This window comes from Sphingobacterium sp. 40-24, assembly GCF_001899705.1.
GTDB lineage: Bacteria > Bacteroidota > Bacteroidia > Sphingobacteriales > Sphingobacteriaceae > Sphingobacterium > Sphingobacterium multivorum.
The window spans coordinates 152,851-178,613 of record NZ_MKWH01000067.1 but is presented as its reverse complement, the minus strand read 5'-3'; the positions used below and the strand labels follow the sequence as shown (position 1 = coordinate 178,613).

16 protein-coding genes are annotated in these 25,763 nt (G+C 42.9%); 1 reads left to right on the top strand and 15 read right to left on the bottom strand.

All coding sequences use genetic code 11. The features are described from left to right. Nucleotides 1-56 precede the first annotated feature (56 nt). The gene (locus BGP15_RS25830; protein WP_286771128.1) at nucleotides 57-1,073 is read right to left on the bottom strand and encodes a zinc-binding alcohol dehydrogenase family protein; all 1,017 of its coding nucleotides are present in this window, start codon (nucleotides 1,071-1,073) and stop codon (nucleotides 57-59) included. A gap of 365 nt (nucleotides 1,074-1,438) precedes the next feature. Between BGP15_RS25830 and BGP15_RS25825 the strand changes: the two genes are divergently transcribed. Continuing rightward, nucleotides 1,439-2,302, top strand: coding sequence for a helix-turn-helix transcriptional regulator (locus BGP15_RS25825; RefSeq protein ID WP_286753598.1), 864 nt, complete (start codon nucleotides 1,439-1,441; stop codon nucleotides 2,300-2,302). 33 nt (nucleotides 2,303-2,335) lie between these two features. Here BGP15_RS25825 and BGP15_RS25820 read toward each other — a convergent pair whose 3' ends face one another. From BGP15_RS25820 to BGP15_RS25755, 14 genes are all read right to left on the bottom strand, one after another. Continuing rightward, nucleotides 2,336-4,387, bottom strand: coding sequence for an alpha-glucuronidase (locus BGP15_RS25820; RefSeq protein ID WP_286771127.1), 2,052 nt, complete (start codon nucleotides 4,385-4,387; stop codon nucleotides 2,336-2,338). Nucleotides 4,388-4,406: 19 nt separating this feature from the next. Continuing rightward, entirely contained in the window at nucleotides 4,407-5,378 is a 972-nt protein-coding gene (locus tag BGP15_RS25815; RefSeq protein ID WP_286771126.1) for a glycoside hydrolase family 43 protein, read from the bottom strand. 5 nt (nucleotides 5,379-5,383) lie between these two features. Next, entirely contained in the window at nucleotides 5,384-6,529 is a 1,146-nt protein-coding gene (locus BGP15_RS25810; RefSeq protein ID WP_286771125.1) for an endo-1,4-beta-xylanase, read from the bottom strand. 19 nt (nucleotides 6,530-6,548) lie between these two features. Further along, nucleotides 6,549-7,961, bottom strand: coding sequence for an MFS transporter (locus tag BGP15_RS25805; RefSeq protein ID WP_286771124.1), 1,413 nt, complete (start codon nucleotides 7,959-7,961; stop codon nucleotides 6,549-6,551). Nucleotides 7,962-8,130: 169 nt separating this feature from the next. Beyond that, nucleotides 8,131-10,230, bottom strand: a complete 2,100-nt coding sequence (locus tag BGP15_RS25800; RefSeq protein ID WP_286771123.1) for a hypothetical protein — start codon at nucleotides 10,228-10,230, stop codon at nucleotides 8,131-8,133. Between the two features lie 78 nt (nucleotides 10,231-10,308). Then, on the bottom strand, nucleotides 10,309-12,213 hold the full coding sequence (locus BGP15_RS25795) for a sialate O-acetylesterase (protein WP_286771122.1): 1,905 nt from the start codon (nucleotides 12,211-12,213) through the stop codon (nucleotides 10,309-10,311). An 11-nt stretch (nucleotides 12,214-12,224) separates the two neighbouring features. Next, a complete protein-coding gene (locus BGP15_RS25790) occupies nucleotides 12,225-13,601 on the bottom strand; it encodes a glycoside hydrolase family 43 protein (RefSeq protein WP_286771121.1) in 1,377 nt (458 codons plus the stop codon). Between the two features lie 6 nt (nucleotides 13,602-13,607). Continuing rightward, nucleotides 13,608-15,167 (bottom strand): glycoside hydrolase family 43 protein, encoded by a 1,560-nt coding sequence (locus BGP15_RS25785; protein ID WP_286771120.1) that lies wholly within the window; start codon nucleotides 15,165-15,167, stop codon nucleotides 13,608-13,610. A 28-nt stretch (nucleotides 15,168-15,195) separates the two neighbouring features. After that, nucleotides 15,196-17,667: a glycoside hydrolase family 95 protein gene (locus tag BGP15_RS25780; RefSeq protein ID WP_286771119.1), complete on the bottom strand. Its 2,472-nt coding sequence runs from the start codon at nucleotides 17,665-17,667 to the stop codon at nucleotides 15,196-15,198. Between the two features lie 106 nt (nucleotides 17,668-17,773). Then, on the bottom strand, nucleotides 17,774-18,610 hold the full coding sequence (locus BGP15_RS25775; RefSeq protein WP_286771118.1) for an alpha/beta hydrolase: 837 nt from the start codon (nucleotides 18,608-18,610) through the stop codon (nucleotides 17,774-17,776). A 113-nt stretch (nucleotides 18,611-18,723) separates the two neighbouring features. Further along, entirely contained in the window at nucleotides 18,724-19,686 is a 963-nt protein-coding gene (locus tag BGP15_RS25770; protein WP_159333154.1) for a transketolase family protein, read from the bottom strand. A gap of 28 nt (nucleotides 19,687-19,714) precedes the next feature. Continuing rightward, complete coding sequence (locus tag BGP15_RS25765; protein WP_286771117.1) at nucleotides 19,715-20,572, bottom strand: transketolase; 858 nt, start codon at nucleotides 20,570-20,572, stop codon at nucleotides 19,715-19,717. Between the two features lie 7 nt (nucleotides 20,573-20,579). Then, nucleotides 20,580-21,248, bottom strand: a complete 669-nt coding sequence (gene fsa / locus BGP15_RS25760; protein ID WP_115050365.1) for a fructose-6-phosphate aldolase — start codon at nucleotides 21,246-21,248, stop codon at nucleotides 20,580-20,582. 183 nt (nucleotides 21,249-21,431) lie between these two features. Continuing rightward, complete coding sequence (locus BGP15_RS25755) at nucleotides 21,432-25,508, bottom strand: two-component regulator propeller domain-containing protein (protein WP_286771116.1); 4,077 nt, start codon at nucleotides 25,506-25,508, stop codon at nucleotides 21,432-21,434. Between the last annotated feature and the right edge of the window lie 255 nt (nucleotides 25,509-25,763).

Sequence of the window (25,763 nt, the reverse complement as noted above, 5' to 3'; positions counted from 1 at the left end):
ATTACTTCAAAAAACACGCGTTAGATTATGTGGAAATGTAGCACACCGCCATCGTTTTAAAACGCAATCAATAGCCTAAAAACTCGTCCAGGATCATTTAACCAGGCTTCTAAAGCGAATTGCGCATCTTCCGCCCGATAAATAGCTGTTATCAGATCTTCCAATGGACAGGTCTTCATTTCCAGGTAATTCATTACTGCGACAAAGTCTTTTGACGTAGCGTTGCGCGACCCCCTGATATCGAGCTCCTTTTTGACAAAAAACTGTGTATCAAAGGGAATAGCATCTTTTGCATAGCCTATATATAGCACTCTACCCGTATAGGCCGCTGCAGCAATAGCAGCTAAGTACGTTTCTTTTCGGCCAACGGCTTCGATCACGACATCAGCCCCCATGGCCTGGGTCAACATTGCCAACTTCGCATGCAGATCTTCTTCAACACTGTTAATTGTAAACTTTGCACCGAGTTTTCTTGCAAGAGCAAGCTTTTCAGCACTGACGTCAACTGCAATGACTGTGGCCCCTCGTAATGCCGCCCGAATGATTGCCCCCACCCCGATCATACCGCATCCAAATACCAATACAACGTCGCTGTCCGTTACCGAAGCTCGATCAACAGCATGAAATCCCACACTCATAGGCTCCACCAAAGCCAATTGTTTGGATGATAGTTGTCCCCCAGCGATAACCTTTTCAATCGGTACAACAATATATTCCGCCATAGCACCATCGCGCTGCACCCCCATGGTCTCATTGTAACGGCAGGCATTAGGCCTATTATTTTTACAGGCCGTACAAACACCACAATTGGAATATGGATTGACGGTAACTTTTGTACCGATCGTAAGATCAGTCACCACATTAGCGCCCAATTCCGCCACCGTTGCCCCAATTTCATGCCCCGGTATCACCGGTAAATTGACCAATGGATTCAATCCCTTAAAAGTATTCAGATCCGAACCACAGAATCCAACATAATCAATTTTTAACAGGACATGTCCCTCTTTAACAGTGGGGCGTGGTATATCCGTGATTTCCACACTCCCCGCTTTAATAATTTTTATTGCTTTCATTTATAAATGGTATCAAGATTTAAACAGCAACTGCTATGGGTTATTGTGATACCAAAGATCATATCAGAATTCAGAAGGTTTCCTATTTCAAAATCTTTGCATTATCATATAGCCAAAAATAATTATATAGCATGGAGAAAGAAACTACATTAGCGATAAAAAATAATACGATATCGACCCATCTCCACTAAGCATCACAAAATGCTCCGTTTAAAAAACACAATTAATTTCCTAGCGATACATCGATTGCGCCAAAAAGAAACATTATCAATAATTGTACGTAAAAACGCTATTTTTTTTTAGAGAAAACGAGTATTATTGTATCTGGGATTAATATTGTATCTAATTATTTTCCGCTTCGCATAATGATAAATAACGAAAAGAATAAACTTGATTTTACACTATTGAATATTGGCTATGCGGAACATCAGGCAGATTGGAATTTTAAAGATATTAAGAGTCCTTTTGCCAGAATACACTATGTCTCTGAAGGAGAAGCAGCTATTATTGTAAATGACGAGGTCATTAAACTCCGACCTGGCCATCTCTATCTCACCCCAGCCTATATCCATCACAGCTATGACTGTTCCGATAAATTATCCCTCTATTATATCCATATTTATGAAAACCCCGAAATAAGATCAAGTATTTTCGACCGTTACACTTTTCCGAAGGAAATCAAATCGGATCAGCTATTGGAGACAGTTATCCAACATCTATATGCTATAAATCCAGGTCGTGAATTAAAAATATACGATCCAAAGGGCTACGATAATTCAACAGAGTTAATGAAAAACATGGCACTGCAGACGGCTTCACCTTTCGCCAGAGCTTCCGAAAACCAAGCGATCATTCATTTATTGATGAGCAGATTCCTTGCGGAAGCAACCAACAAGATACCACAAGTCGAAAAACGCCTTCTACGTGTACTCGATTACATAGACGAAAATATCCATCATCCGATTGCTATCGAACAACTCGCCAATCTAATTTTTATCTCCAAAGATCACCTGATCCGACTCTTTAAAAAGCATATAAATATCACGCCAGTGAATTACATCAACCAGAAGAAAATAGAAAAAGCACAACTAATGATGTTAGTTGATGAAGACAATATTCAACAACTGTGTTTTAGACTGGGCTTTGAAAATATATCTTACTTTAATAGACTATTTAAAAAACTAACAGGCGAGACACCGATGAGTTACAAACGTCGGATAAGCAGATGAAGTAATCCATTTATGAATAAGACCTTGAAGTTGCTAATTATGATGCCCCATCGGCAACTTGATCTTCTTTAGCTCCTCTAAATTATGTATTGGCCGCTCCAACTCGTAAGGAATCGGCTGACGTGAAAAACACTTAAAGTACTGCAGACAAGCATCTTTCCACCAAACTGCATCTCTAGTTTGGATTCTAAGTTTAGCTTGAACAGCTGAAAAACGTGATCGATCAATATATCTTTCCATACGATCCCAAACTTTTTGAAACGCTCTCACTTTTTGGACACCGTGATCATAACGGAAACATAATTCGCTCCAAAGCGTATTTCCGCTATTCATTCGATGATTCCAGGAAACATGATGAAACCACAATAAAAGATTTTCCGGACAAGTGGCTCTATTTCCATATATTTCGTTCAATGGTGGATTGTACTGTGATACTGCATTACTTCCCTTGGCTGTTCGGTCAAAACCCAATCCCACGCTATCCGCATTATGGTAGTACCAGGGCATCCAGTCTGGACGCCCCCCTGGAATATCGCCCCAAGGTTCCGGACCGTAATGATGCTCAAAAGCAAAAAGGTGATGTAGACCTAATGGCATCATATAATCGACCGCTGCCTCCCGAGATTCCAACATCAGCTTCTTGACTGGCTCGAGAAACTCCTGCGCTCCCGTAAACGTCAACCGTATCCATTCATCAGCTATTTGTGCTGAAGACAGACTATTGTTCCAGGCCAAACGGCCGAAAGCATACCAGTTGGCTTGCGCGAAGTGGTGCCCCGTCCAATTGGTATCCAAACCAATATTAGCTACTGCAGCGATTGCCGTTTTACGCCCCGAATGCCTACTACTGTCGGTCTGCTTTGCCACCGTTCCGCCCTTTCCAGTGGCATAGGTTTCACTATCCAATACTTCCTTAAACAAAGGTGCCAAATAAACCAAATGGTTGGAAAATCCCAGATACTCTTGTGTCAACTGAAATTCGAGCATCTTCGCTGTGTTTGGCATCGCCCCCAATAAAGGATTGAAAGGTTCCCGGGGTTGAAAATCTATCGGGCCATTTTTTACTTGAAGAATAACATTGTCACGAAACTGACCATCGAGTGGAACAAATTCTTGATAGGCTTGTTTGGCACGGTCATCTTTAGTCGGATGATAGACAAAAGCACGCCAAAACACGGTACCGCCATAGGGGCTGAGCGCATCGGCAAGCATATTGGCTCCGTCCGCATGGGTTCGTCCATAATCTTGGGGGCCTGGCTGTCCTTCAGAATTTGCTTTGACCAAAAATCCGCCGAAATCCGGAATTAACGCATAAATCTCCTTCACCTTGGATCTCCACCAGTGCTGAACATCCTTATTTAAGGGATCCGAGTTAGCTAAGCCATCTAAATTTTTCGGCGCAGAGAAATTGATCGACACATATATTTTTATACCATATTTACGGAAGACATCCGCCAGAGCTTTAACTTTTATCAGATACTCCTTCTTCAATAGATCCGAAGAAGCATTCACGTTATTCAACACGGTAGCATTAATTCCAATCGAAGCATTGGCCCGTCCATATTGTTCATATCGGGGTGAAAGTTTATTCGGCAATTCCTCCCAGTTCCATAGCGAATGCCCTGCATATCCACGTTCTATCGTCCCATCCAAATTATCCCAATGATTCAAGACCCTAATATCGTAAGACGGTATTTCAATGAATCCTGTAGGAGGTATCCCTGCTCCTGTCTTCTGAAGCCGCAATAAATGATAAACAGCATATAATATACCCGCTGATCGGCCGGCGACCACATAAACCCGATTTTCGCGTTGGCTTATTTGATAGCCATCTTTTAAATCCTTTCTGCTATGATCAAGTTTTAAAATGACATCCCCACCCTTCCAGTAATATTCCAGTTCCTGTTTTGCCAATGCCAATGTAACATCAGTTGATTTTCCTTTTATAATCTGGACGGTGCCTACTGGTTTCTCCTGTTTTGAAAACCGCAGCCATAACTGACTACCGTCCTCAGCTCGTAAAGCAGCGGAAACACAACACAGTATGATCACCAAATAGAAATGAAAACGCATGATATATCTCATCTTGAACTAAAATATATCATTACGAAGACAATCCATCAATCGGCTTAATATGACCATTTTCATCATAGCTCAACTCTATAACTTTCATGCTTCTAAGCCAGGTCTTTCCTCCAGAAGGTACCGAATCATGATAAAATAGGTACCACTTACCCTTGAATTCGACAATGCTGTGGTGCGTGGTCCAGCCAACTACGGGCGATAGAATCACACCCTGATAGGTAAATGGTCCATATGGATTGTCTCCTATGGCGTAACAAATCAAATGGCTGTCGCCTGTAGAATAGGAAAAATAATACTTACCTTGGTATTTATGCATCCAGGAAGCTTCAAAAAATCGCTTTTCCGTATCCCCATGCGTTAATGGTTTGCCCTCTTTATCTAAAATAAGAAGATCCCTTGGTTGTTCCGAAAACTCCATCATATCAGCAGACAGCTTGACAACCTTTGGAGACAATGCGGGTTCATCAGATGTTGGCAATTCATTGGGCGAAATAATTTTATTATTCCGATAAAATTGAAGTTGTCCACCCCATATACCACCAAAATATAAATAATAGGAACCGTCTGTATCTTTAAAAGCACATGGATCAATACTGTAACTTCCTTTGATAGGATGCTCCTGCGGAACAAATGGTCCATAAGGATGGCTTGCCACAGCAACACCGAGTTTAAAAATATCGTTTCTATCCTTCATGGAGAAATACATATAGTATTTTCCGTCTTTCTCAGTCACATCAGAGTCCCAAAGCTGACGACCAGCCCAAGGAATATCTTTCACATCCAGTACCTTTCCATGGTTAACAATGTCCGCATTGATATCTTCAAGAGAAAACACGTGGTAATCCTGCATATCGAAATGGTCGCCGTTATCATTTTCGGGAATACCGCTCTCCCTGTCGTGAGAGGGATAAATATAAATTTTGTTTTCAAACACATGAGCTGAAGGATCAGCCATGTAATCTGCGGAATATAAATACCTACTTTTGCTCATATTTCTTATTTCTTTTTTTTTTGAGTCAACGCAATAATATCTTTTACAAATGGTTTGGGCTGATAATTCCGATCAAATAACAACGGATAGTCTGTACGTCCCGGAATAGGCCAACCATTCTTCCATGAATCTCCATCGCCTACACCCCACAATGTCACACGCGATATTTTATCCCGATGTTTGAGATATAATTTAAAAAACGCTACATATCTCTTTCCTAGCTCGTCCATTTTCTCCGCTGGAAGCCCTTTTTCGTAGGGATTCATTGCTTTGCTGTAAGCATGACGTTCCCCAACTTCGGCTCCCATATTGGGGCGCACATGTGGCAGGACCGAAATATCCATTTCCGTTACCATTACCTTTGCTCCAAGGTCCGCAAATCCGAGTATAGTTTTTTCAACTTCTTCAATAGGTGGATTGTCCAGCGCATTATGTTCTTGCATGCCAATCCCACTGACCTGACCACCGGCAGCCTTTACCTGTTGCACCATGTGCATAATCCCCTTTCTTTTTTCGGGGATTGCTGTCGAATAATCGTTATAATATAATTCAGCTTTTGGGTCTGCTTCATGAGCAAATTTAAATGCTAATTCAATAAATTGCGGTCCAATAATCTGGTAGAATTTGCTTTTACGCCATTCACCATTATCCAGTATAGCCTCGTTCACCACATCCCAACCAAACACCCTTCCCTTATAGCGCGACACTACAGTTTGTATATGCTTCCGCATGCGTGCGATAAGTACTTCCCGGGTGACCTCTTTCCCGTTTTTATCAATAAAAAACCAAGCTGGAGTCTGCGAATGCCAAATCAGCGTGTGACCGATAATTTGCATTTTATTTTTTTCTCCAAACGCCACAAAACGGTCCGCATCCTTAAAATCGAACTCACCTTCCCTTGGTTGTAAAAACATACTTTTCATACAATTCTCGGCAACAATGGAATTGAACTGCTTTTTGACCACCGCTACCGCAGCCTCATCCCGCTCCCATATCTGATCAAGGTTTAATGCTGTTCCTATATAAAACTTACCTTCAAATGCATCTTTCAAGGTCAATGAATCTGGGGCTCGCTTCGGATTTTGCAAATTGGCTGAGGCAGTAGGACCAAATAATAATGTTGATACAGCTACAACAATAGTTTTTAACATCTTCATGGTTTATTTTTGATTAATGTGTATGTCTTGATTCTATATCCCGGTTAATTTTATCGATCGTTACATCATCCAGTTCATATCTGGAGATAACAACCATGGCGAGTACCAAAAGTACTGCTGGAATAACGGCCACCAACCATAAAATTCCCTTTTCAGCCAATGCAGATTGTATTATAGCATTATCTTTATCAAATTCAACATAGGCGAGTACCAACCCGGGCACTACACCTCCCAGTGCCATGCCAGCCTTATAAAAAATACCTGTCAGTGCATTGACAATCCCCGAAATACGCTTACCGGTTTTATACTCGCCATAGGATATGACTTCGGGTACAAGCGCCCACATATACCCCGTAGCTACGATTATACCAGTTGATTTAATAAACTGAGCTGTCAATACCAATCCAATATTGTCCTTAAGTGTCTCGTTGGATGAAATCATATATAACATGAGCATTCCAAGGATAGCGACACCCAGAAAAACATAGAACATTTGCTTCTTACCTATTGCACGTTTGATAGCTGGCACCAATGGCATAAAGATGAAAGCAGGTAAAGACCCCAGGGCCATGAAATAAGGCAACATATCCGGAGCATGTACATTGTAGATCATGTAATAGGATCCTGCCGAATTACCGATGGCCATCATCGCAAATGCTGTAACGAAAAAAAAGGCCAAAATGCGTAAAGGCCGATTGTGCTTAAATTCTCGCCATAGATCAGATACACGCACATTATCAGTATCCTTTTCATCCATAATAACCCGCTCTTTTGTTTGTGAAAAACAAAAAATTAGAAGGGCCAATCCGACTAAAGCGTAAATCAGCATCGTTATAAACCAAGCTTCTGCCGAATCTTTTGAGTTTATCTTTCCATCCGGAGAGAAGTACTGTACAACCAACGGAACACCATATCCGACCGCAAGCCCACCAACGTTGGCCATGAACATACGCGTCGATGTTAGTTTCGTCACCTCGTCTGTATCCCTCGTCAAGGAAGCATTTAAAGCACCATAGGGGACATTCACCAGGGTATAAAGCATGGATAGCCCAACATAAGTGACATAGGCATAGACCAAAGAACCCGAAAATCCATTCCAAAAACACAGAATTGCAAAACCCGTCAACGGAATTCCTCCTAACACCAAATAAGATCTGTACTTTCCCATCCGTGGATTTCTTTTATCAACAAATGCGCCTACCATGGGATCCCACAGTACATCCACGATTCGGACAATAAGAAACATGACTCCTGCCGAAGCAGCAGAAATTCCATAAACATTGGTATAAAAAATCAGGAGGTACATCGAAACAGTCTGGTAAATAAGATTCTGGGCAAGATCACCAGCACCAAACCCCACCCGTTGTTTCATTGAAAGTTTGTAAAAACCTTTAATAGGCTTTACCTCGGTCATACTTTGATCCATATAATTGGTTATTCGATTAGTTGAATTACAAGGGTAAAACTACAAGTAGCTTTGGACCAGGAACCAATACAAATGTTTTATATTCCAATAAAAATGTTTAAAAAAGGCCGTCTATTTTTTAGACAGCCTTTTTCTACATGGTTGGTAAAGCCACTTACTGGCTAAAGGTTCAATTCCTTACATACTTTATAAGATAGCTTTTGGTTTGTCCTCTGTAAACACAATCAACCTGTGCGTAACCGGTCAACGAACTGCCTTGTTTAACTTTGATTTCAACTTCAGCATTATTTGCCACAGCCTTCACTACTGGAATCTTCTTGTCGTTGCTTTCCATTGGAAAAGTAACTTCATAATAGTTGTAACCAACGATGCCATTCTCATCAGTCGATCGCAAAGGAATCGAAGGCAACATTAGTTTTTTGCCATTCACTGTAATCGTAACCGAAGGTGGTACTGGACGTTCAATTTTTTTGTCTTTCGAACTAAATCCCAATCCTATAAAATCAAAAAGAGGCATGCCTTCTTCACCCTCAGCGACCAGAAACAAGGCATGTTTGCCATCCAGTTGATCCACATAGTTAGAAACATCGACCGTAAATTGCTTTACTGTTGTCGCAGTATTTTCCGGAACGGTTATTTGGGCAATCCGCTTTCCCTTCCAGGTATCATTATCCCAAGGGCCATCCAGCCACACGTTGACCTTAAATGAAGTCTGTGTCTTTGGTGCAATAAACAGATTAAAGGCAGTGCGGTTTCCCTTTTTCGTTCCCTCAAAAGCCTTTAACCCAAACTTATCCTGTTTCAGACCACCGAATCCGAAATATTTAAAACCCGCGATAGTTCCATTTTTCATATTTGTCACAGGCATATGGTTATCCCATACATCCCATGAATCCTGTTGCAAACTGATATCTGAAAGGTAACAGGCATATCCAGCAGAATAGTACCGATAAGGGTCTAATCCATAAAAATGAAATCCTTCTGATGTTACCTCTGCACCTTTATATTCTTTTCCTTGTTTATCTTTGATGGTTAAATTTTCTTGAAAAGGGTCAAAAGCCCGGATAGAAACCATTCCCCCTTCTTTGACACTTTTTTCATCCCATGCAACTTTGATAGGTTCGACCACAGCCTGACGTGCAAAACCAAATCCGCGCGGTGGTCTATGGTAAAATACGTACCATTGTCCGTTAATCAGTTCGATACTCCCATGGGTATTATGCCCTGCATTACTGGTTTCGATAGCCGATCCGTCTTTATTTAATACTGGAGCACGCGAATCGACCAGGACACCGCCGCTCTTCCAAGGCCCCAAGGGTGAATCTGCGACCGCATACCGTAAGGTTGAATTTGAGCTCCCTACCCCATATTCTGGACCTGAATAGCCACTGTATACCGATACATATTTGTTGCCGACTTTACGAATTGACGACGCTTCAAAAAAATTAAAAGTTCCTAAATCCTCCCCTTCAAAAATATTAGGGTACGCAGTACCTTTTGGATCTCGCAATTCACCATATCGTGCACTTGCCGGCAATAGATAATTAATAATCTCGGTACCCGGTCGCAGCGAATACATCGTTTTCTGATCTAATTGTGCCGCCATCGAGCGTTGAAACCCCCAAAAACCGTATGCCCGGAATCCAATTTCGTAATCAGGATCTTTGGGATCCGTCACATATTCAATGTAAACGGCCGGATCAAATCCAAGGATACTTCCAGGCAGGGTACGCTTGCCATCTTCCGTGAGGTTTATCGGTTTAAAGGGCCCATTCGGCCGATCGCCTTTGACTACCATTGCTTCACGTTTATCTCCTCTGCTGTGTGGAAACAAGTAGTATTCTTTTTTCCCATCTTTACGTTTGACCTCTACCAGATCTGGGGCATACATCACATCCCATTTTCCATCGATCGGATAGGTAAAAATAGCCCCCTCATCGCGCCAACTCGTTAAGTTTTCAATCGGCGCTGACCACATCCGAATGTCAGGCCCACAATAACTGGTAAAACGTAGATCATGGGAACCAATAATATAAGCGCGATATTTGCCGGGTTGGTCAGGATCTTCAAAAACACGGGGTTCACCATCAGGGAGATGCTCCCAAAGTGGTAGGTATGGATTACCGATAGACTGGTGCACAAACCCCTTACTGAGATCTTTCACCATATTTTGCTGCTGCCCCAGTATCCTTGTTGTTGATAAAATTCCCGTAACGGATAATAACAATACCATTGTCCGTTTTTTCAAGACAATATTTAGTCCCTTCATAAATTGATTAAATTAATTAAATTGCTGAATTATATTTTATGCTGTTCATTTGATTTCTTTGGCTTCAACTACGCATGCTTACCAATTATCGGTACGAAATGGTGCCGCTAACATTCCTTCTTTATTGATTAGATTTGCATCTTCAGGATTGTTGCTCCACGCGTAGCGGACTGCCTTTGGATTGCTGATCTTTGGATGACTCAACACGACCTCATTCCCACGTATGACGGCATTCGCCCATAAGAATTTTTGATCTGTACCGGCAATTGCAAAATGTTGTAGTTTTTTTCCCTGACGGATAGCCAGCCCCTTTCCAATTTCGTCGAATGAAATAATAATCCGATCCCCATCAACCCGCATCTTCTTATACTGAGGACCTGAAGCAACGACTTGGTCTTTATACAACATCTTGCGTGCGCATACAAATAGTCGCTTGGCCATATCCTTTTTATTGAGCGGATGAATATCATTCCACTCACCAAGATCATATGTTACCGCTAGTGCTGTAAATGGTATTTCTTTGCTGGCCTGAAATTGAGCTTCCCTGATTCGTGCCCAATTGGATTCTGCTGGTACTGTATCCTTGACCATAAAATTCGGCAACTGTACCATCAGAAAGGGGAGCTGCGGTTGACCAAAATGCGCGCGCCAACTATGGACCAACGACGCAAGATACCGCTGATAACGTAATGGATTGGCGGTATTGGCCTCCCCTTGATACCAAATTACTCCCTTTAACCCGTAGTCATGCAACGGATAGATCATTCCATTGTAGAGGCCTGAGCCAACCTGTCCCAAGTTCTGTAGGCGGCTTTTATAGCGATCAACTTTATCTTGGTCCACGGCAACTTGCCAATGCCATTCGCCTGTGAGATCAATGCGTACGTCGTCGAGCTTGATCTCATAGGATTTATCAGGTGTGAATCCACCATCCTTGTCGTCCGTTCGCAGACGTACAGTTAAATTATTTCTTCCAGCGCGAAGTACCCCCGCTGGTATATCATAAATCCGTGGTGGATACCGATAGGCCGTAGAACCGACAAAATGACCATTTACATAAACGGAATCACTATCAATCAACGTTCCCAAATACAACTTGGCATGCCGTCCCTCTTTAGCCGTCGGAACAGCAAAATCCTTCCGAAAATAACTGACACCTCTGTTTAATCGATGCGGTTTGCTCCAGTATTCGGGAACCGGCACTGTTGGCCAATGCAAATCATTATAATTTTCTGCGGTCCACAGATCTACCCCGTCATCTTTTTCGGCCAACCTAAGGCTATCGATCGCATGTTGATCTAGCAACAGCTCTGGAAATTGCTTTAGAGACTTCTGGTCGACCCAGCTTTCTATTCCCGATCCACCAAGGCTAGATACGATCATTCCGACCGGAATACCGTTATGTTGGTAGGACTCCAATGCATAGAAATAGGCTAATGCCGTCCAATTCATCACATCTGAAGCTATGCCCGAATGCCAACGTTCACCAGGCGGTATCTCTTCCTTTACCTCAATGGGACTATTTTGTGTCGGAACCTTGAAATAACGGATCATATGATAATTAGATTCATTTATTTCAGGAAAACGTTCGACAAGACGCTTAATTGGCGTTTCCATATTAGACTGACCCGAACAAAGCCAGACATCGCCGATTAACACATCACGAATAACAATGTCATTAATCTCCATCGTATAGGGTCCCCCATAACGCTGTGGCGGGATCTGCACATTCCACTTGCCATCCTGTCCGGCTTCTGTATAATAGTATGCCCCTCTAAAACGAAGGGTAACCTTCTCACCTTTCGATGCCCATCCCCAAATATGGAGTTCGATATCCCGCTGTAGAACCATCTGGTCTCCCATGACTGCTGGCAGCCGTACACGGGCAGCGCATGGCAGCAGTCCGATAAGACAAACAAAAACCAGTGTTAGACGACTAAAAAAAGATGAAAAGCAAAAGAAATTTTCTATTCTAAAAAACATATTCTACCACTTTACCTTCCAAATTTCCAACAATCGAAAAACAGGATATTTGACGGAGCCTTGCCTTTAAAAACAAAGTATAAATCATGTACTCCCTTCACTTTATTGGCTAGTATAGTCTCCACTGTAGTCCAGCGGTCATCGCCTCCTGTCATGGGAACTTGTATCGTAGCTAGTAAAGCCCCATCGATCGCTCCCGAACGTACCTCCATACTGACACCACCGTTATGTGTTGTTCCCACTCGCGCAAAAAAATTGCTTGCACCTCTCTCACCAAAGTCAACGTTTTTCACACAGGTATAAGCTCCATCTTTCTTTGCCTTTATAAAAACGCCTACTTTTTCATTCTGATAGGATTTAACATATTCGGACCACGCAATCATTTCGGCCTGATGGAGCTCGTAGGGATTCACCGCTGCTAGCGCACGAGTAATTCCAGCTGTCATTTTCATCGGCGGGATACTGCCATCTGGATTAAAGCTTAACTCCTGAACAGCAACAGAGCGCGTAAAACCTCCACCGCCGGGCAAAGCTCCATTGTGGTAAAAGAAGTAACTCTTTCCTTTAAAATCAACAACACCTGGATGGTTTGTGAATGCTTTTCCTTCCGCAGGCATGATTACTCCGCCATACTTCCAGGGACCTTCGACTTTTTCGCTGGTCGAATAACCGATAAATTCAGGTAGAGGACCTCCCGGCCAAAAGAGATAATACAAGCCGTTTCTTTTATACAACCAGGGACCCTCCTCATAGCTTGTCGGTCGTTTCGGGTCGCCCGCTCGTTTTCCGAAAGAAGCTGCCGTCATTGGAACCTCAACGATATCACCTGCATAGGAGATCATATCTTCATTCAGCTTGACATATTTCAATTGGGGATTACCCCAGTACATATGCGCCTGACCATCGTCGTCAATAAATACAGTCGGATCGATATCGCCCCATTCACTCTGCAGCAACGGTTTGCCCAAAGGATCATGAAATGGACCTAATGGGCTATCCCCGACAGCAACGCCGATCGCACCGCGGTTGTTCTGCTTAGAAATAACAGGCACGTATAGATAAAATTTACCGTTTTTTTCAACACATTGTGCCGCCCAGGCATCACCTTTTGCCCAATCAAAATCAGTATAAGAGAGAATCGCACCATGATCCGTCCAGTTCACCATGTCAATGGTTGAATACACCCGCCAATTATTCATAGTAAACCAGGTGGACTCTTCTTGATCCTGCGTGGTATAAAGATAAAGACGGTTATTATACACCATAGGCGCCGGATCCGCCGTATAGGCGGTCTGTACAATCGGATTTTGTGCCTTCAATGCATCTATCTTAACAAAAAACATGATCAGAAACCCGACCGGTAATAGCGTAAAAAATTGTTTTCTCATATCATTTTAATTGCTGGTCAAATGGAAGTAATCAAAGTCTACATAGCCGCCAGCTGCTTTACTTGCATAGTTAAAAAGTCCGAACCGATACCCCATAAAATGAGGAATGGTATAACTCATTTTTAACACGTTACCTATTCTGTTCCAATTGTGTCCATCCGTACTATAAAAAAATTGGGCCGTATCTTTTTTGTTTGAAAAATCACAGCTCGCTTTAAAAAATACACGTTGTTGTTTGAGGTCGATCTTGGCCAGTTCTTGTGGTGCCCCCGTCATCGCATTGATCATTACCAATGATTTTGTGTTTCCTTCCATCCGAACGCCTACTAAACCATAGTTTTTTTGCAATAACGATAATCCGGCAAAATCACCATCTTTCATGTTAGAAACCTCTACAGCAATAGCGGCGCTGCAGCTCGGGCCGATGGTGCGTTGCGTCAATGTATTTTTAGCCGACAGAAAGTCATCAGTAAGGTCGCCGGTTCGCAGTCTCAAAAAGCCACTGCGTTCGGTCACTGACCATAGATCAACAGCTGGGTTATGGTTCCATTGCCATACTAGGGGAAGGGCGGGTTCGCCAGCTTTCCGCTCAAAATCATCCGAGCTAACAATTCCGGGGCTTAAGCTTTTATTTGCAGGAAGATCCAATTTAGCCGCGACTTTTCCGTCAATTCCAAGCACAGGCCAGCCATCCTCCCAGTTGACCGGAACCAAAAACGGAATTCGGCCTACAGCACCATAATCCTGAAAAAGATAAGCATACCATTTTCCATTGGGCATATCGATCAGCCCTCCCTGTGCCACACCCTGATCCTGCAAAACCACTTTCCCCTCATACGGACCTTCCAGTTGGCTGGCCCGATGTACAATTACTGTGCGCATCCCTCCCGCTGGCCATGAAATATTAAAAAGATAATACATACCATTGATCTTAAACATTTGGGATCCTTCAGCAGGTAAACCGGCTTTGCCTTCTTTAGGATTGGCGGGTAAAGAGGCATTCTCTATCAATACCCGTTGTGTTCCTGCTTTAACACCTGAAAAATCTGGCGATAATTCAGCAATATAGATGCGCCCCCCACCCCAGATTATATAAATTTTCCCCTCGTCAAAGAATAAGCTATGATCGTGCATCATCGGTTGAAATTCTTTCGAAGTCCAGGGTCCATGTTCAATATCTGCTGTCTGGTAAATATGCGTTTTTCCTGTATTGGCCGAAAATGTGCTGACATAGTAACGCCCCTCATGAAAGCGCAAACTGCTTGCCCAGGAGCCGTGCCCATACGCATTTTTATGGTTTGACAGATTGAGTTCATCCTGATCGCCAAGACGATCGTAAGCATAATTAATCATCGTCCAATTGACCAGATCTTTGGACTTCATAATCGGGACACCGGGGTTCATATGCATGGTCGTGCTGCTCATATAATAGGTATCACCGACGCGTATCATGGACATATCGGGCACGTCAGCAAAGATGATTGGATTATGGGCCTGTTGCGCTGTCGCTCCCAAAAACGTGATCATCAAGGAGAAGACAAAAGCGCTGATTTTCATTCTTAACATATTGACAGTTTTTATGAGTCGCATTAATTTAGTAAACCTTAAATGTATAGTATTTTCCAGGCAAGGTTCGTACATCGTATTCATAATAGCTTGGTAATTCAATTCCTTTCAGGTGTGAATCTGCCGAATGAATACTCGCTGGTGTTATTACAGGAGCTAAAAGGGCATTAGTCTGATCGCCTTTTGCTATTTGAAGTTCAGGTCCTTTCAATGGCGAAGCTGTTCGCAGCCGCAAATTACCGCCTAAAGATGAAAAGACCATAACTTCCTTTATCTTTCCTTTTTGCCATTGCATTTCAATTTCAAATCCACCGCGCGCCTTGATCCCCTTTACCCAGCCCTCTTTCCATTGATCGGGGATAGCTGGCAGTAAATGCACAGCACCATCGTAGCTTTGGATCAGCATCTCCGCAATTCCGGCCGTTAAGCCAAAATTACCATCAATCTGAAATGGAGGATGTGCCGTAAACAGATTGGGATAGGTACGTCCCTCGGGATGGTTTTCATCGGAAACCGTCAACATCTTTTTTATAATTTCGTAGGCATGGTTTCCGTCCAATAAACGGGCCCATAAATTTATTTTCCATCCAATTGACCATCCCGTCGCGAAATCACCTCGATAGATCAACGAATTACGTGCTGCCTCAAACAATTCAGGCGTGCGGAACGGTGAAATTTGACTACCTGGAAACAATCCATATAAATGGGATACATGCCGATGTTGATTGTGCGGATCATCCACGTCTTCCAGCCATTCTTGTAACTGATTATAACGACCTATATGCATTGGTGGAATCCGCCGTGCCGTTGCCAATAATGTGTCCCTATACATTGCATCAACACCGAGGGCTTCTGCCGCCAAAGCGGTACGTGTCAGCATGTCGTAACATAGCTGATTATCCATGGTTACGCCTGCCGCAAGTGGCCCTTGCTCGGGCGAAATTGAAGGACTCAGAATGAGCCATTGTTTAGTCGGATAACCACGATGCTCGACAAGCACAGACAAAAGAAAGTCGCAAGCTCCCCTCATTACTGGATAATATTGCCTTAAAAAGACCTTATCTCCCGTAAAAAGATAATGTTCCCACAAATGTTGAGACAACCACAGCCCTCCACTCGGCCACATTCCGGCAGCCGCAAAATCAATCGGACTCGTCACGCGCCAGATATCGGTATTGTGATGCGCTACCCAGCCGCGCGCATGATACAATGTCTTCGCTGTCTCTTCTCCGCTTTCACTGAGCTCTTTAATCATCGAAAATAACGGCTGGAGCGTGCCAGAAAGGTTGGTAACCTCTGCTGGCCAATAGTTCATTTCGGTATTGATATTGATCGTATATTTACTGTCCCAGGCTGGTTGCATGGAGCGGTTCCAGATGCCTTGCAGATTAGCAGGTTGACCACCTGCCTGTGAAGAACAGATAAGCAAATAGCGGCCGAATTGAGCCAACAAAGTCACGAGCGCCGGGTCCTGTGTACGGGCAAAATTTGCGATACGCTTTGCAATAGGCTCCTGATGTTCACTGCTCAAACTGCCCAAATGGAGCTGGAAGCGGTTAAATTGTTTGCCATAAGAAGCGATGTGCTGCCGCAAAGCAAGCTGATAATCCTTATCCATCGCTTTTTGCAACCTTTCAGCGGCCACCTTATGGGGATCAGCCCCCAATTGCTTGTAATTTTGGAAATTGCTCGCTATGGAAATGTAAAGACAAATGGAACTTGCACCTTTTACATCAATCGATTGGTCTTTCACAACAAGCTCTCCATCGGTATGCTTTACTCCCGTATGAATCTGATAAACAACCTGCCCTTTAATACCCTCATGATCGGATCCTCGTCCTGCTAATATAAGTTTATCACCGTTTTTGTAAATAGTATGCTTCGACTCATTCTCATAAGTTAATGTGCAGTTGAGTTTCCCCTTCTTGCTCGACTTTATTTTCATGACAATGACATCATCAGCAAACGAAGTAAAAACTTCTCTGGTAAATGCTACCCCATCTACTGTATAACGGGACAATGCTACCGCCCGTTCAATATCCAGTTCGCGATAATAATCCTGATACTGTTCGTGCCCAGGAAATCGCAGCAGTATATTTCCTGCGGTCTGATAGGGCATGCCATGGGTTTTGGTGAAGAAGGTTTCATTCGCAAGTCTATCGGCTTCAGCTGATTTTCCATCGAATATATAATGCTGAATAGTTTTTAATGCCGCCCCACCTTTCTTATTATCGTTGCGATAAGGTCCACCCGCCCAAATAGTTTCCTCATTGAGCTGCATGCGTTCACAAGATGGAATTCCATAAACCATCGAGCCCAACCGACCATTTCCCAGCGGTAAAGCTTGTTCCCATACCCTTTCGTCTGCAGGCCGATCATACCATAGGGTCAATGCCGATCGCTTTTGGGCAAACAACAACGTCATATTCAGTGACAAGATCACAATGAATATACTTATGTACTTCCAAATAAAGTTTTCAATCATTTTTCTTGATACCATTTTTTGCAGTTTCGGGATTAATGCAGAGGACCAACAAACTCATTGTAAGATAGGCCAAGGCAAACCGTCGAATAGTTTATTGCTATGATCAACTTATTAAGGTCTTTTATTTCTTATCCTTAAATAACAATTGCGAAACATTATATAGGTCATTTCTCCACACATTGAAGTCATGTCCTCCAGGCTCCAGATAATAAATATGAGGCACTCCGTGTTCTAAAAGGTACTCATGTGTACGCTTACTGATATTGAGCAAACCGTCCTGGTCACCACAGGAGATCCACAGCATTTTTAGGCTATCTTTAGCTTCTTTTGGAACAGGCAGTAATTCCTGTGGCATCTTGGTGTTGGGCGCAGAAGAAAAGCCCCCGACCCAGGAGAAGGTATCCATATGGCCCAGTCCAAAATTCAGCGCCTGGCCTCCTCCCATAGACAGCCCAAAAATCGCGCGGTGTTCACGATCCTTGATAACGGGAAACTGCTTTTCAACAAATGGAATCAGGTCATTGAGCAGATCTTTTTCAAAAGTTGAAAACGCCGCTACCCGATCCGGTGCCATCACATTTCCACCAGCACGGTCATCTTCCATGGCACGGCCATTAGGCATGATCACCAGCATGGGTTCCATTTTTCCTTCTGCATACAGGTTATCGAAAATAACTTGTGGATTTCCATGTCTGAACCATTCCCGTTCATCACCGCCGATTCCATGCAGCAGGTACAGTACAGGGTATTTTTTTGCGGTACTATATCCCGGCGGCGTATAGATTAAGGCTTTCCTAGTAACCCCTACAGTTTTCGAAGGATAAACTACGGAGTCGATTTTTCCAGTGGACGCCAATTTTCGCTCCACATCGAATCCCTGTGGAGCAGCCTGCTGCGCCCGAGCGATTAAGCTGACAGAAAACACGCACAATAACGTGTAGATCATTTTTCTCATCATATAATTGGTTTAACAGTACATCAATTTTAGGTAAGCAACCGATAAAAGCAACAGCGCACATCCAATCTAGAAACAGTTGCCTAATTTCATAATAGAACAATAGCCCATGGCAATTAGGTCGCCACTTTCCTTTTTAGTACTCTTAACACCGCAGCTACAATAGCGTCGGCGTTTAGGCCATATTTATCCATCAGCGCACTTGGCGGTCCCGATTCACCGAAACTGTCGTTTACAGCCACATACTCTTGCGGAGTAGGCAATTGTTTTGCTAACAGTTGTGCGACACTATCTCCGAGTCCACCGATACGGTTATGTTCTTCGGCTGTAACAACGCAGCCCGTCTTAGCGACAGAAGTCAGTACCGCTTTCTCGTCTAGGGGTTTGATGGTATGGATATTAATGATTTCGGCATCAATACCTAATGTTTCCAATTCTTCCCCCGCACGTATAGCTTCCCAAACGAGATGCCCTGTTGCCAAAATGGTCACTGCATTACCCGGGTTGAGCATCACGGCTTCACCGATCACAAATTCCTGATCTTCCGGCGTGAAAACCGGTACTACAGGTCGTCCAAACCGCAGATAGACCGGCCCTTTGTGTTTGGCGGCAGCTAGGGTTGCAGCCTTCGTCTGATTATAATCGCAAGGGTTAATAACTGTCATGCCCGGAAGCATTTTCATCAATCCAATATCTTCCAATATCTGATGGGTCGCTCCATCTTCACCCAATGTAAGGCCGGCATGCGAAGCTGCGATTTTCACATTTTTATCTGAATAGGCGATAGACTGTCGGATCTGATCATATACCCGACCCGTTGAAAAATTGGCAAATGTACCTGTAAACGGTATTTTTCCACCAATGGTAAGTCCAGCCGCAATACCCATCATATTTGCTTCGGCAATGCCGATCTGAAAGAAACGCTCCGGAAAGGCCTTGATGAAATCGTTCATTTTGAGGGAACCGATCAGGTCTGCACAGAGTGCAACCACATTTTCGTCTTCCTTTCCCGCTTCCAGCAAACCGGCTCCAAATCCAGAACGTGTGTCTTTCGATTCTGTGTATGTATATTTTTTCATGTTAATCTATTTCAAAATCACCCTACGATTAGGCAATATAATCTCCCAATGTTTCTGCATTCTGGTTTAAGGCCAAACTTAGTTGCTCATCGCTGGGCGCTATGCCATGCCATTTATGCGAGCCCATCATAAAATCGACGCCATTACCCATTTCCGTATGGAGCAACACCATTACTGGCAAGCCAACTCCGGTTGAAGCCCGAGCCTTTTGAAGTCCTGAAATCACAGAACTAATATCATTACCACGCATAATCTCAATAACCTTCCAGCCAAATGCCATCCATTTGCGAGGTAGGTCGCCCAGCGAAAGGACATCATTGGTAGCACCATCAATCTGCGCACCATTGTAATCTACAATAGCAATCAAATTGTCCATTTCGTTGTGGGCTGCATACATGGCCGCTTCCCATACCTGCCCTTCCTGCAATTCACCATCGCCCATCAGCACATAAACAAAGCGGTTATCCTTATTTAGTTTTTTTGCTTGAGCAGCGCCAATAGCGACAGAAAGCCCTTGTCCCAAGGATCCCGAAGCGACCCGGATACCTGGCAGTCCTTCATGTGTTGTCGGATGTCCCTGCAACCGTGAGTTGAGTTTTCTGAAAGTAGCAAGTTCATCGATTGGAAAATACCCCGATCGCGCCAACACACTATAAAATACCGGAGAGATATGACCATTGGAAAGGAAAAACAGATCTTCCCCCATACCATTCAAGTCAAAATGATCCTTTCGCTGCATCAACTCGAAGTACAAAGAGACCAACAATTCAGTACAACCCAACGATCCTCCCGGATGCCCCGACTGGCAACCATGTACCATGCGGAGTATATCCCTTCGGACTTGCTTAACAATCGCTTCTAAATTATGTATACTATGTTTTGTCATGACCATCTCAATTGTTACTTTGTGCAGCAACGCGTTTATGATCAGCTAAAAATTGAGCGAGCCCACTGTCCGTCAGCGGATGTTTTAAGAGGGAGAAGATCGCCTGCAAAGGTCCCGTCATAACATCCGCACCAATCTTGGCACAACCTAGTATATGCGCACTATGACGTACCGAAGCCGCAAGAATTTGGGTTTCAAAAGCATAATTATCATAAATGGTCCGTATTTCGCGGATCAGGGCGAGTCCATCGACAGAGATATCATCGAGCCTACCGACAAAAGGAGATACATAAGTTGCTCCGGCTTTGGCAGCCAAGAGTGCCTGCCCGGCAGAAAATACCAGGGTGCAGTTGGTTTTAATTTGCTTTGTACTAAAATATTTAATCGCTTTAATGCCGTCTTCAGTCATCGGAACCTTAACAACAATCTTATTGTCTAAGGCCGCTAAGAGCAAACCTTCGTCAATCATCCCGTTAAAATCAGTCGAAATTACTTCAGCACTGACATCACCCTCCACAATATCACAGATAGCTTTGTAATGGGCATGTACATGAGTTGTTCCTGTAATGCCCTCTTTGGCCATGAGCGAAGGATTGGTCGTCACTCCATCTAGGACACCTAAATTTTGAGCCATACGAATCTCAGTGAGACTTGCTGTATCGATAAAAAATTTCATTTTTTTAGTTGATTAGTTTTGTATTCGCTAGATCTCTAGCGATTGGTTATAAGGCAAAACTATAGTTTTCAACCAGATAGGATTGCAACAAATAAAAAAAAGAAGGGTAAAAATGTTTAAAACAGATTACCCTTCCAAAAAACTGATCTAAAACGACCTTTTTAAACAACAATTTTGTGCTTATTACACGGATGTGCTTTTTTGCAATTGGATATATTCACTTGGTGTCATTTGATATTTCGCTTTAAAGACTTTTGTAAAATAGTTTGGATTGGCAAATCCCGTCTCGTAAGCAATTTCAGAAATGGACTTATCACTTTTTTCAAGCAAGCCTGCAGCCTTTTCTAGTTTTACCGAGCGTATAAAATCTACAGGTGACATTCCCGTAAGTTCCAGCAACTTATTGTATAGGGAGGCTCGGCTCATCGATGTGTGGGCACTCAGCGCTTCTACCGAAAGTTGTGGATTATCGATATTATCGTGCACATATTTGAGCACTTTTTGTAAAAATTTATCTTTTTCGGATTTAATCGTCATTTCGGGAGCTACAATAGATACCTGTTTACTATAGACTTCCTTGAATGCTTGGTTCAGCTGGAGCAGGCTGTTAACCTTCGCCACCAGTACATCCATATCAAAGGGTTTGGTTAGGTAACCCACCGCCCCAGACTCAAGGCCACAGACAAGACCATTATCGACTTGCGAAGCCGTTAGCAAAACAACAGGGATATGTTTTGTCCGCTTATCCTGTGCAAGCTTCTGTGAAAATTCCATACCATTCATATACGGCATCTGTACATCGCTCACCACAAGGTCAGGATGATGGAAAAGTGCTTTTTGCCAGCCATCCTTCCCGTTGGTAGCCTCGATAACCTGATAATACTCTTTTAAAGACTCGCTGAGGTAATACCTAAAATCTTCATCATCTTCAATAATCAACACAAGTGGGCATTGTCTAAGCTCGGCAGGTTGTGCCAAAGCGACCCCTTCTGGTTCAGGCACACCTTCGTAAACTGGATCAGCTTGATCCAACCATAGATCAAACTTAAAGACACTTCCGCTGTCAGGTTGACTGCTTACCGAAATCTCGCCATGATACATCTGAACAAATGATTGTGCAATTGACAGTCCGATTCCTGAACCTTGGCTCGCCACTTTACCCTCAGTATCATGCTGAAAAAAGCTCTCAAATATCGATTGTTGCAACTGCTCGGGAATTCCGATACCAGTATCCCGCACTTCAAAGTAAACATGCAGCTTTTTATTGACCATATTTACCGAAGATATACTTACGGCGATGTCCCCACCTTTTTTCGTGAATTTGAAAGCATTATAGATCAAATTAAACAAAATACGCTCAACCTTGTTACGGTCAAATCGACAATATAATTTCTCCTGGCAAGGGTAAAAAGAATAATCGATTCCTTTTTGCAAGGCCATGTCCTGAAAAGAGCGGTATACTTCCTGTACAAAAGATACCAATTCACCTTCTTCATCCTGCACTTTCAGTTCATGGTATTCCATTTTTCGAAAATCAAGTAACTGATTGACTAAATTCAACAGGCGGCGCGCGTTACGACTGATCAAATTAAGCTGTTCCCCCAGCTTACTATCTTTATTTTTAGCAACCAATGCATCTATAGGGCCCATGATCAAAGAGATTGGTGTGCGGAATTCATGACTTAAATTAGTTAAAAACCTAATCTTCATTGCATCCAATTGATGTTTGGTCTCTGCATCCCTTTTTTGTTGCTCAATAAGCTGCCGCGCATGGATACGTTCCTGCTCAATCGCAAATTTTTGCTTTAACTTTTGAATGCCACGGTGCCTGATCCATAGAAGTACACCCAACACTGCAAGCACATAAAATAGATAGGCATAAATGGTACGCCAAAACGGTGGAGCAACGTGTATAGCAATTGATTTGATCTCCTTGTTCCAAATGCCATCATTATTGCTTGCGCGTACCTCAAAGACATAGTCTCCGGGATCCAAATTTGTATAATAGGCACTGTTTTCCTTGCCATTGCGAATCCAATTTTTGTCAAAACCGACAAGTCGGTACTCGTATTGGTTATCCTCAGGCACAGTTAGATTTAGAGCCGCAAAAGAAATTGAAAAATTTTGTTTGTACTTCAGGTTGATACGATCGGCAGTCAACAGAGACTGCTGAATTGGACCTTTCTCTGTGGGCTGCACGATCACATTGTCAATTTTTAAATCCGTCAGTGCGACCTTGGCAGGATTGCTATTTGTTTTTAAATGTGCCGGATAAAAATGGTTAAAGCCCTTCTGACCGCCAAAGTAAATTTCTCCATCGTCCGTTTTTAACGACGCACCCAGCATAAAAGCACCTTCTTGCAATCCCACGGCATTTGAATAGTTTTTAAACGTATGATGTGCCGGAGAATAACAGCTCAATCCTTTGTTTGTTGAAAACCATACTCTTCCTTTGTCGTCTTCCACAATACTCTGGATAGCACCATTTACTAGTCCATCTTTCTCGGAAAGTGTTTCAAATAGTACTTTCCCTTTTCGTAGCAAGCCTACCCCATTGCCATTTGTTCCAACCCATAAATTCCCATTTTTATCCATATGTATGGCCAATACATAATTGCTTGGAAGCTTATTTTTCGCTTTATCATATTGTGTGGTCCGTTGTTTCAAAGGGTCATACATCACCAGACCCGAGCCGTACGTTCCTATCCACATGTTGTGACCTTGGTCTTCAGCTAGGGCACGTATAAAATTCCCCGGCAACTCGATCCCATCGTCTGAGTGTTCTTCCCGTTTGTATTTTTTGACAGTTCCACTTCCCTTTTGGATGATATTCACACCGCCTCCATTTGTCCCAACCCATGTATTTCCCTGAAAGTCGACTTTCAAACAAAAAATATCGTTATTATTCAAGTTGTCTGTTCTATTCCCAACGGTGTATCTTTTGAGATTTCCTGAAGTGAGATCATAATTCATCACCCCTTGCTGATAAGTTCCGATCCAAAGTTGATCGAGTTTTCTTTCCAAGGTCAGCACCGTAAGATCTTTAGGCAGGCTCGCAGATAGTACAACAGGCGACAATCGATCCGTCGTTCGATCGTATTTCCAAATACCACCACCATCGACCCCCAGAAAGATCTTATTTTGATAGGCCGCAAACGAAGTCACTATAGCTGGGTCCCCAGTCATTCCTTCCAGGAAATCCAGGCTTTTCAAACTAAATTGACTTAAATTGGTATCGAACTTATTTAAGCCGCCCTGAAATGTACCTATCCAATAGATTCCACTCTTGTCCATAAAAATAGACCGTATCGATTTATGAGAAAGGCTATGTACATTACTTGGATCAGGCTTAAAGGTCCGAACTGTAAAATCGCTGGTATTAAGTACATCGAGACCATTATCCGTTCCGATCCATAAGTCCCGCTTTTGATTGTAACACAACGTATAAATGCGTGGGCTGCTCAAAGCACCTTTTCCTAATCCCGTACCAAATTTTTTGAACTGAACATCGCCAGGACTCAAATATTTAAGTCCAAGCATAGACCCAATCCAGATTCTCCCCTCATCGTCTTCAACAATGGAGGTAACTTCAATCCCATTCCCATACCTCTCCTGCTCCGAAAGGACTTCAAAACGTTTAATAGTCTTTAAATCTGCTGAGATACGAAAAATTCCATTCTCTGAGGATACCCACATGTTACCTCGTCGATCACGAAAGACACAGCCCGTCACTTTACCCGCAAACATTTCCACAATATGTCGATAGGTGGGATCCATCTTCTTTTGTAGATCATTCACATCCACGATAAACAAAGCACCATAGGAAGCGATCCAAATATTTCCGTTTGCGTCGTTATCAATTGCATTAATAGCGGTACTGAGCCATTTACCGTCGGGAGTAAGATTATACGAGCGGATACGGTCAGCTTCCCGATCATAATAACTTAATCCACCTCCATTAGTACCAATCCATATCCTTCCCTTTCTGTCTTCACTTAAGGCCGATATATGATTTGCCATTAAACTATTTGCTTTATTGGCATCATAGCGATACACATTGTAATGACGTCCGTCGAAGCGGTTAAGTCCATCCTCTGTTCCTAACCAAAGAAAACCATAGCTATCGCGATAGATACTATAGATGGTATTCGAAGAAAGCCCGTCTTTTGAATAATAGCGTTGAAATGTTACAGGCTGGTTTTGCCCGTACGAAAAAAAGGTCAGCAATATCCAGCTCAATGCCAGTAAAATCCGTATCATATCTTTAGGTATATCATCTCACCATAAAAACTTGAAGTGAGCTGTCAACTAAATTATCAAATTAATCCCTACTAAACTAGTCTCCACTATCATTTACACCATGTAAGGGGTAATTTTTGACATTCTTATCCTTCATTTAAACATTCTTGCTATCCACTAAATTCTCCAATGGCTAGCTTTGATTTACAATTATAAACGGCTTTGAAAGGCGTTCCCAATATAGGGAAAACTATATGCAACCAATGCAACCGGTTG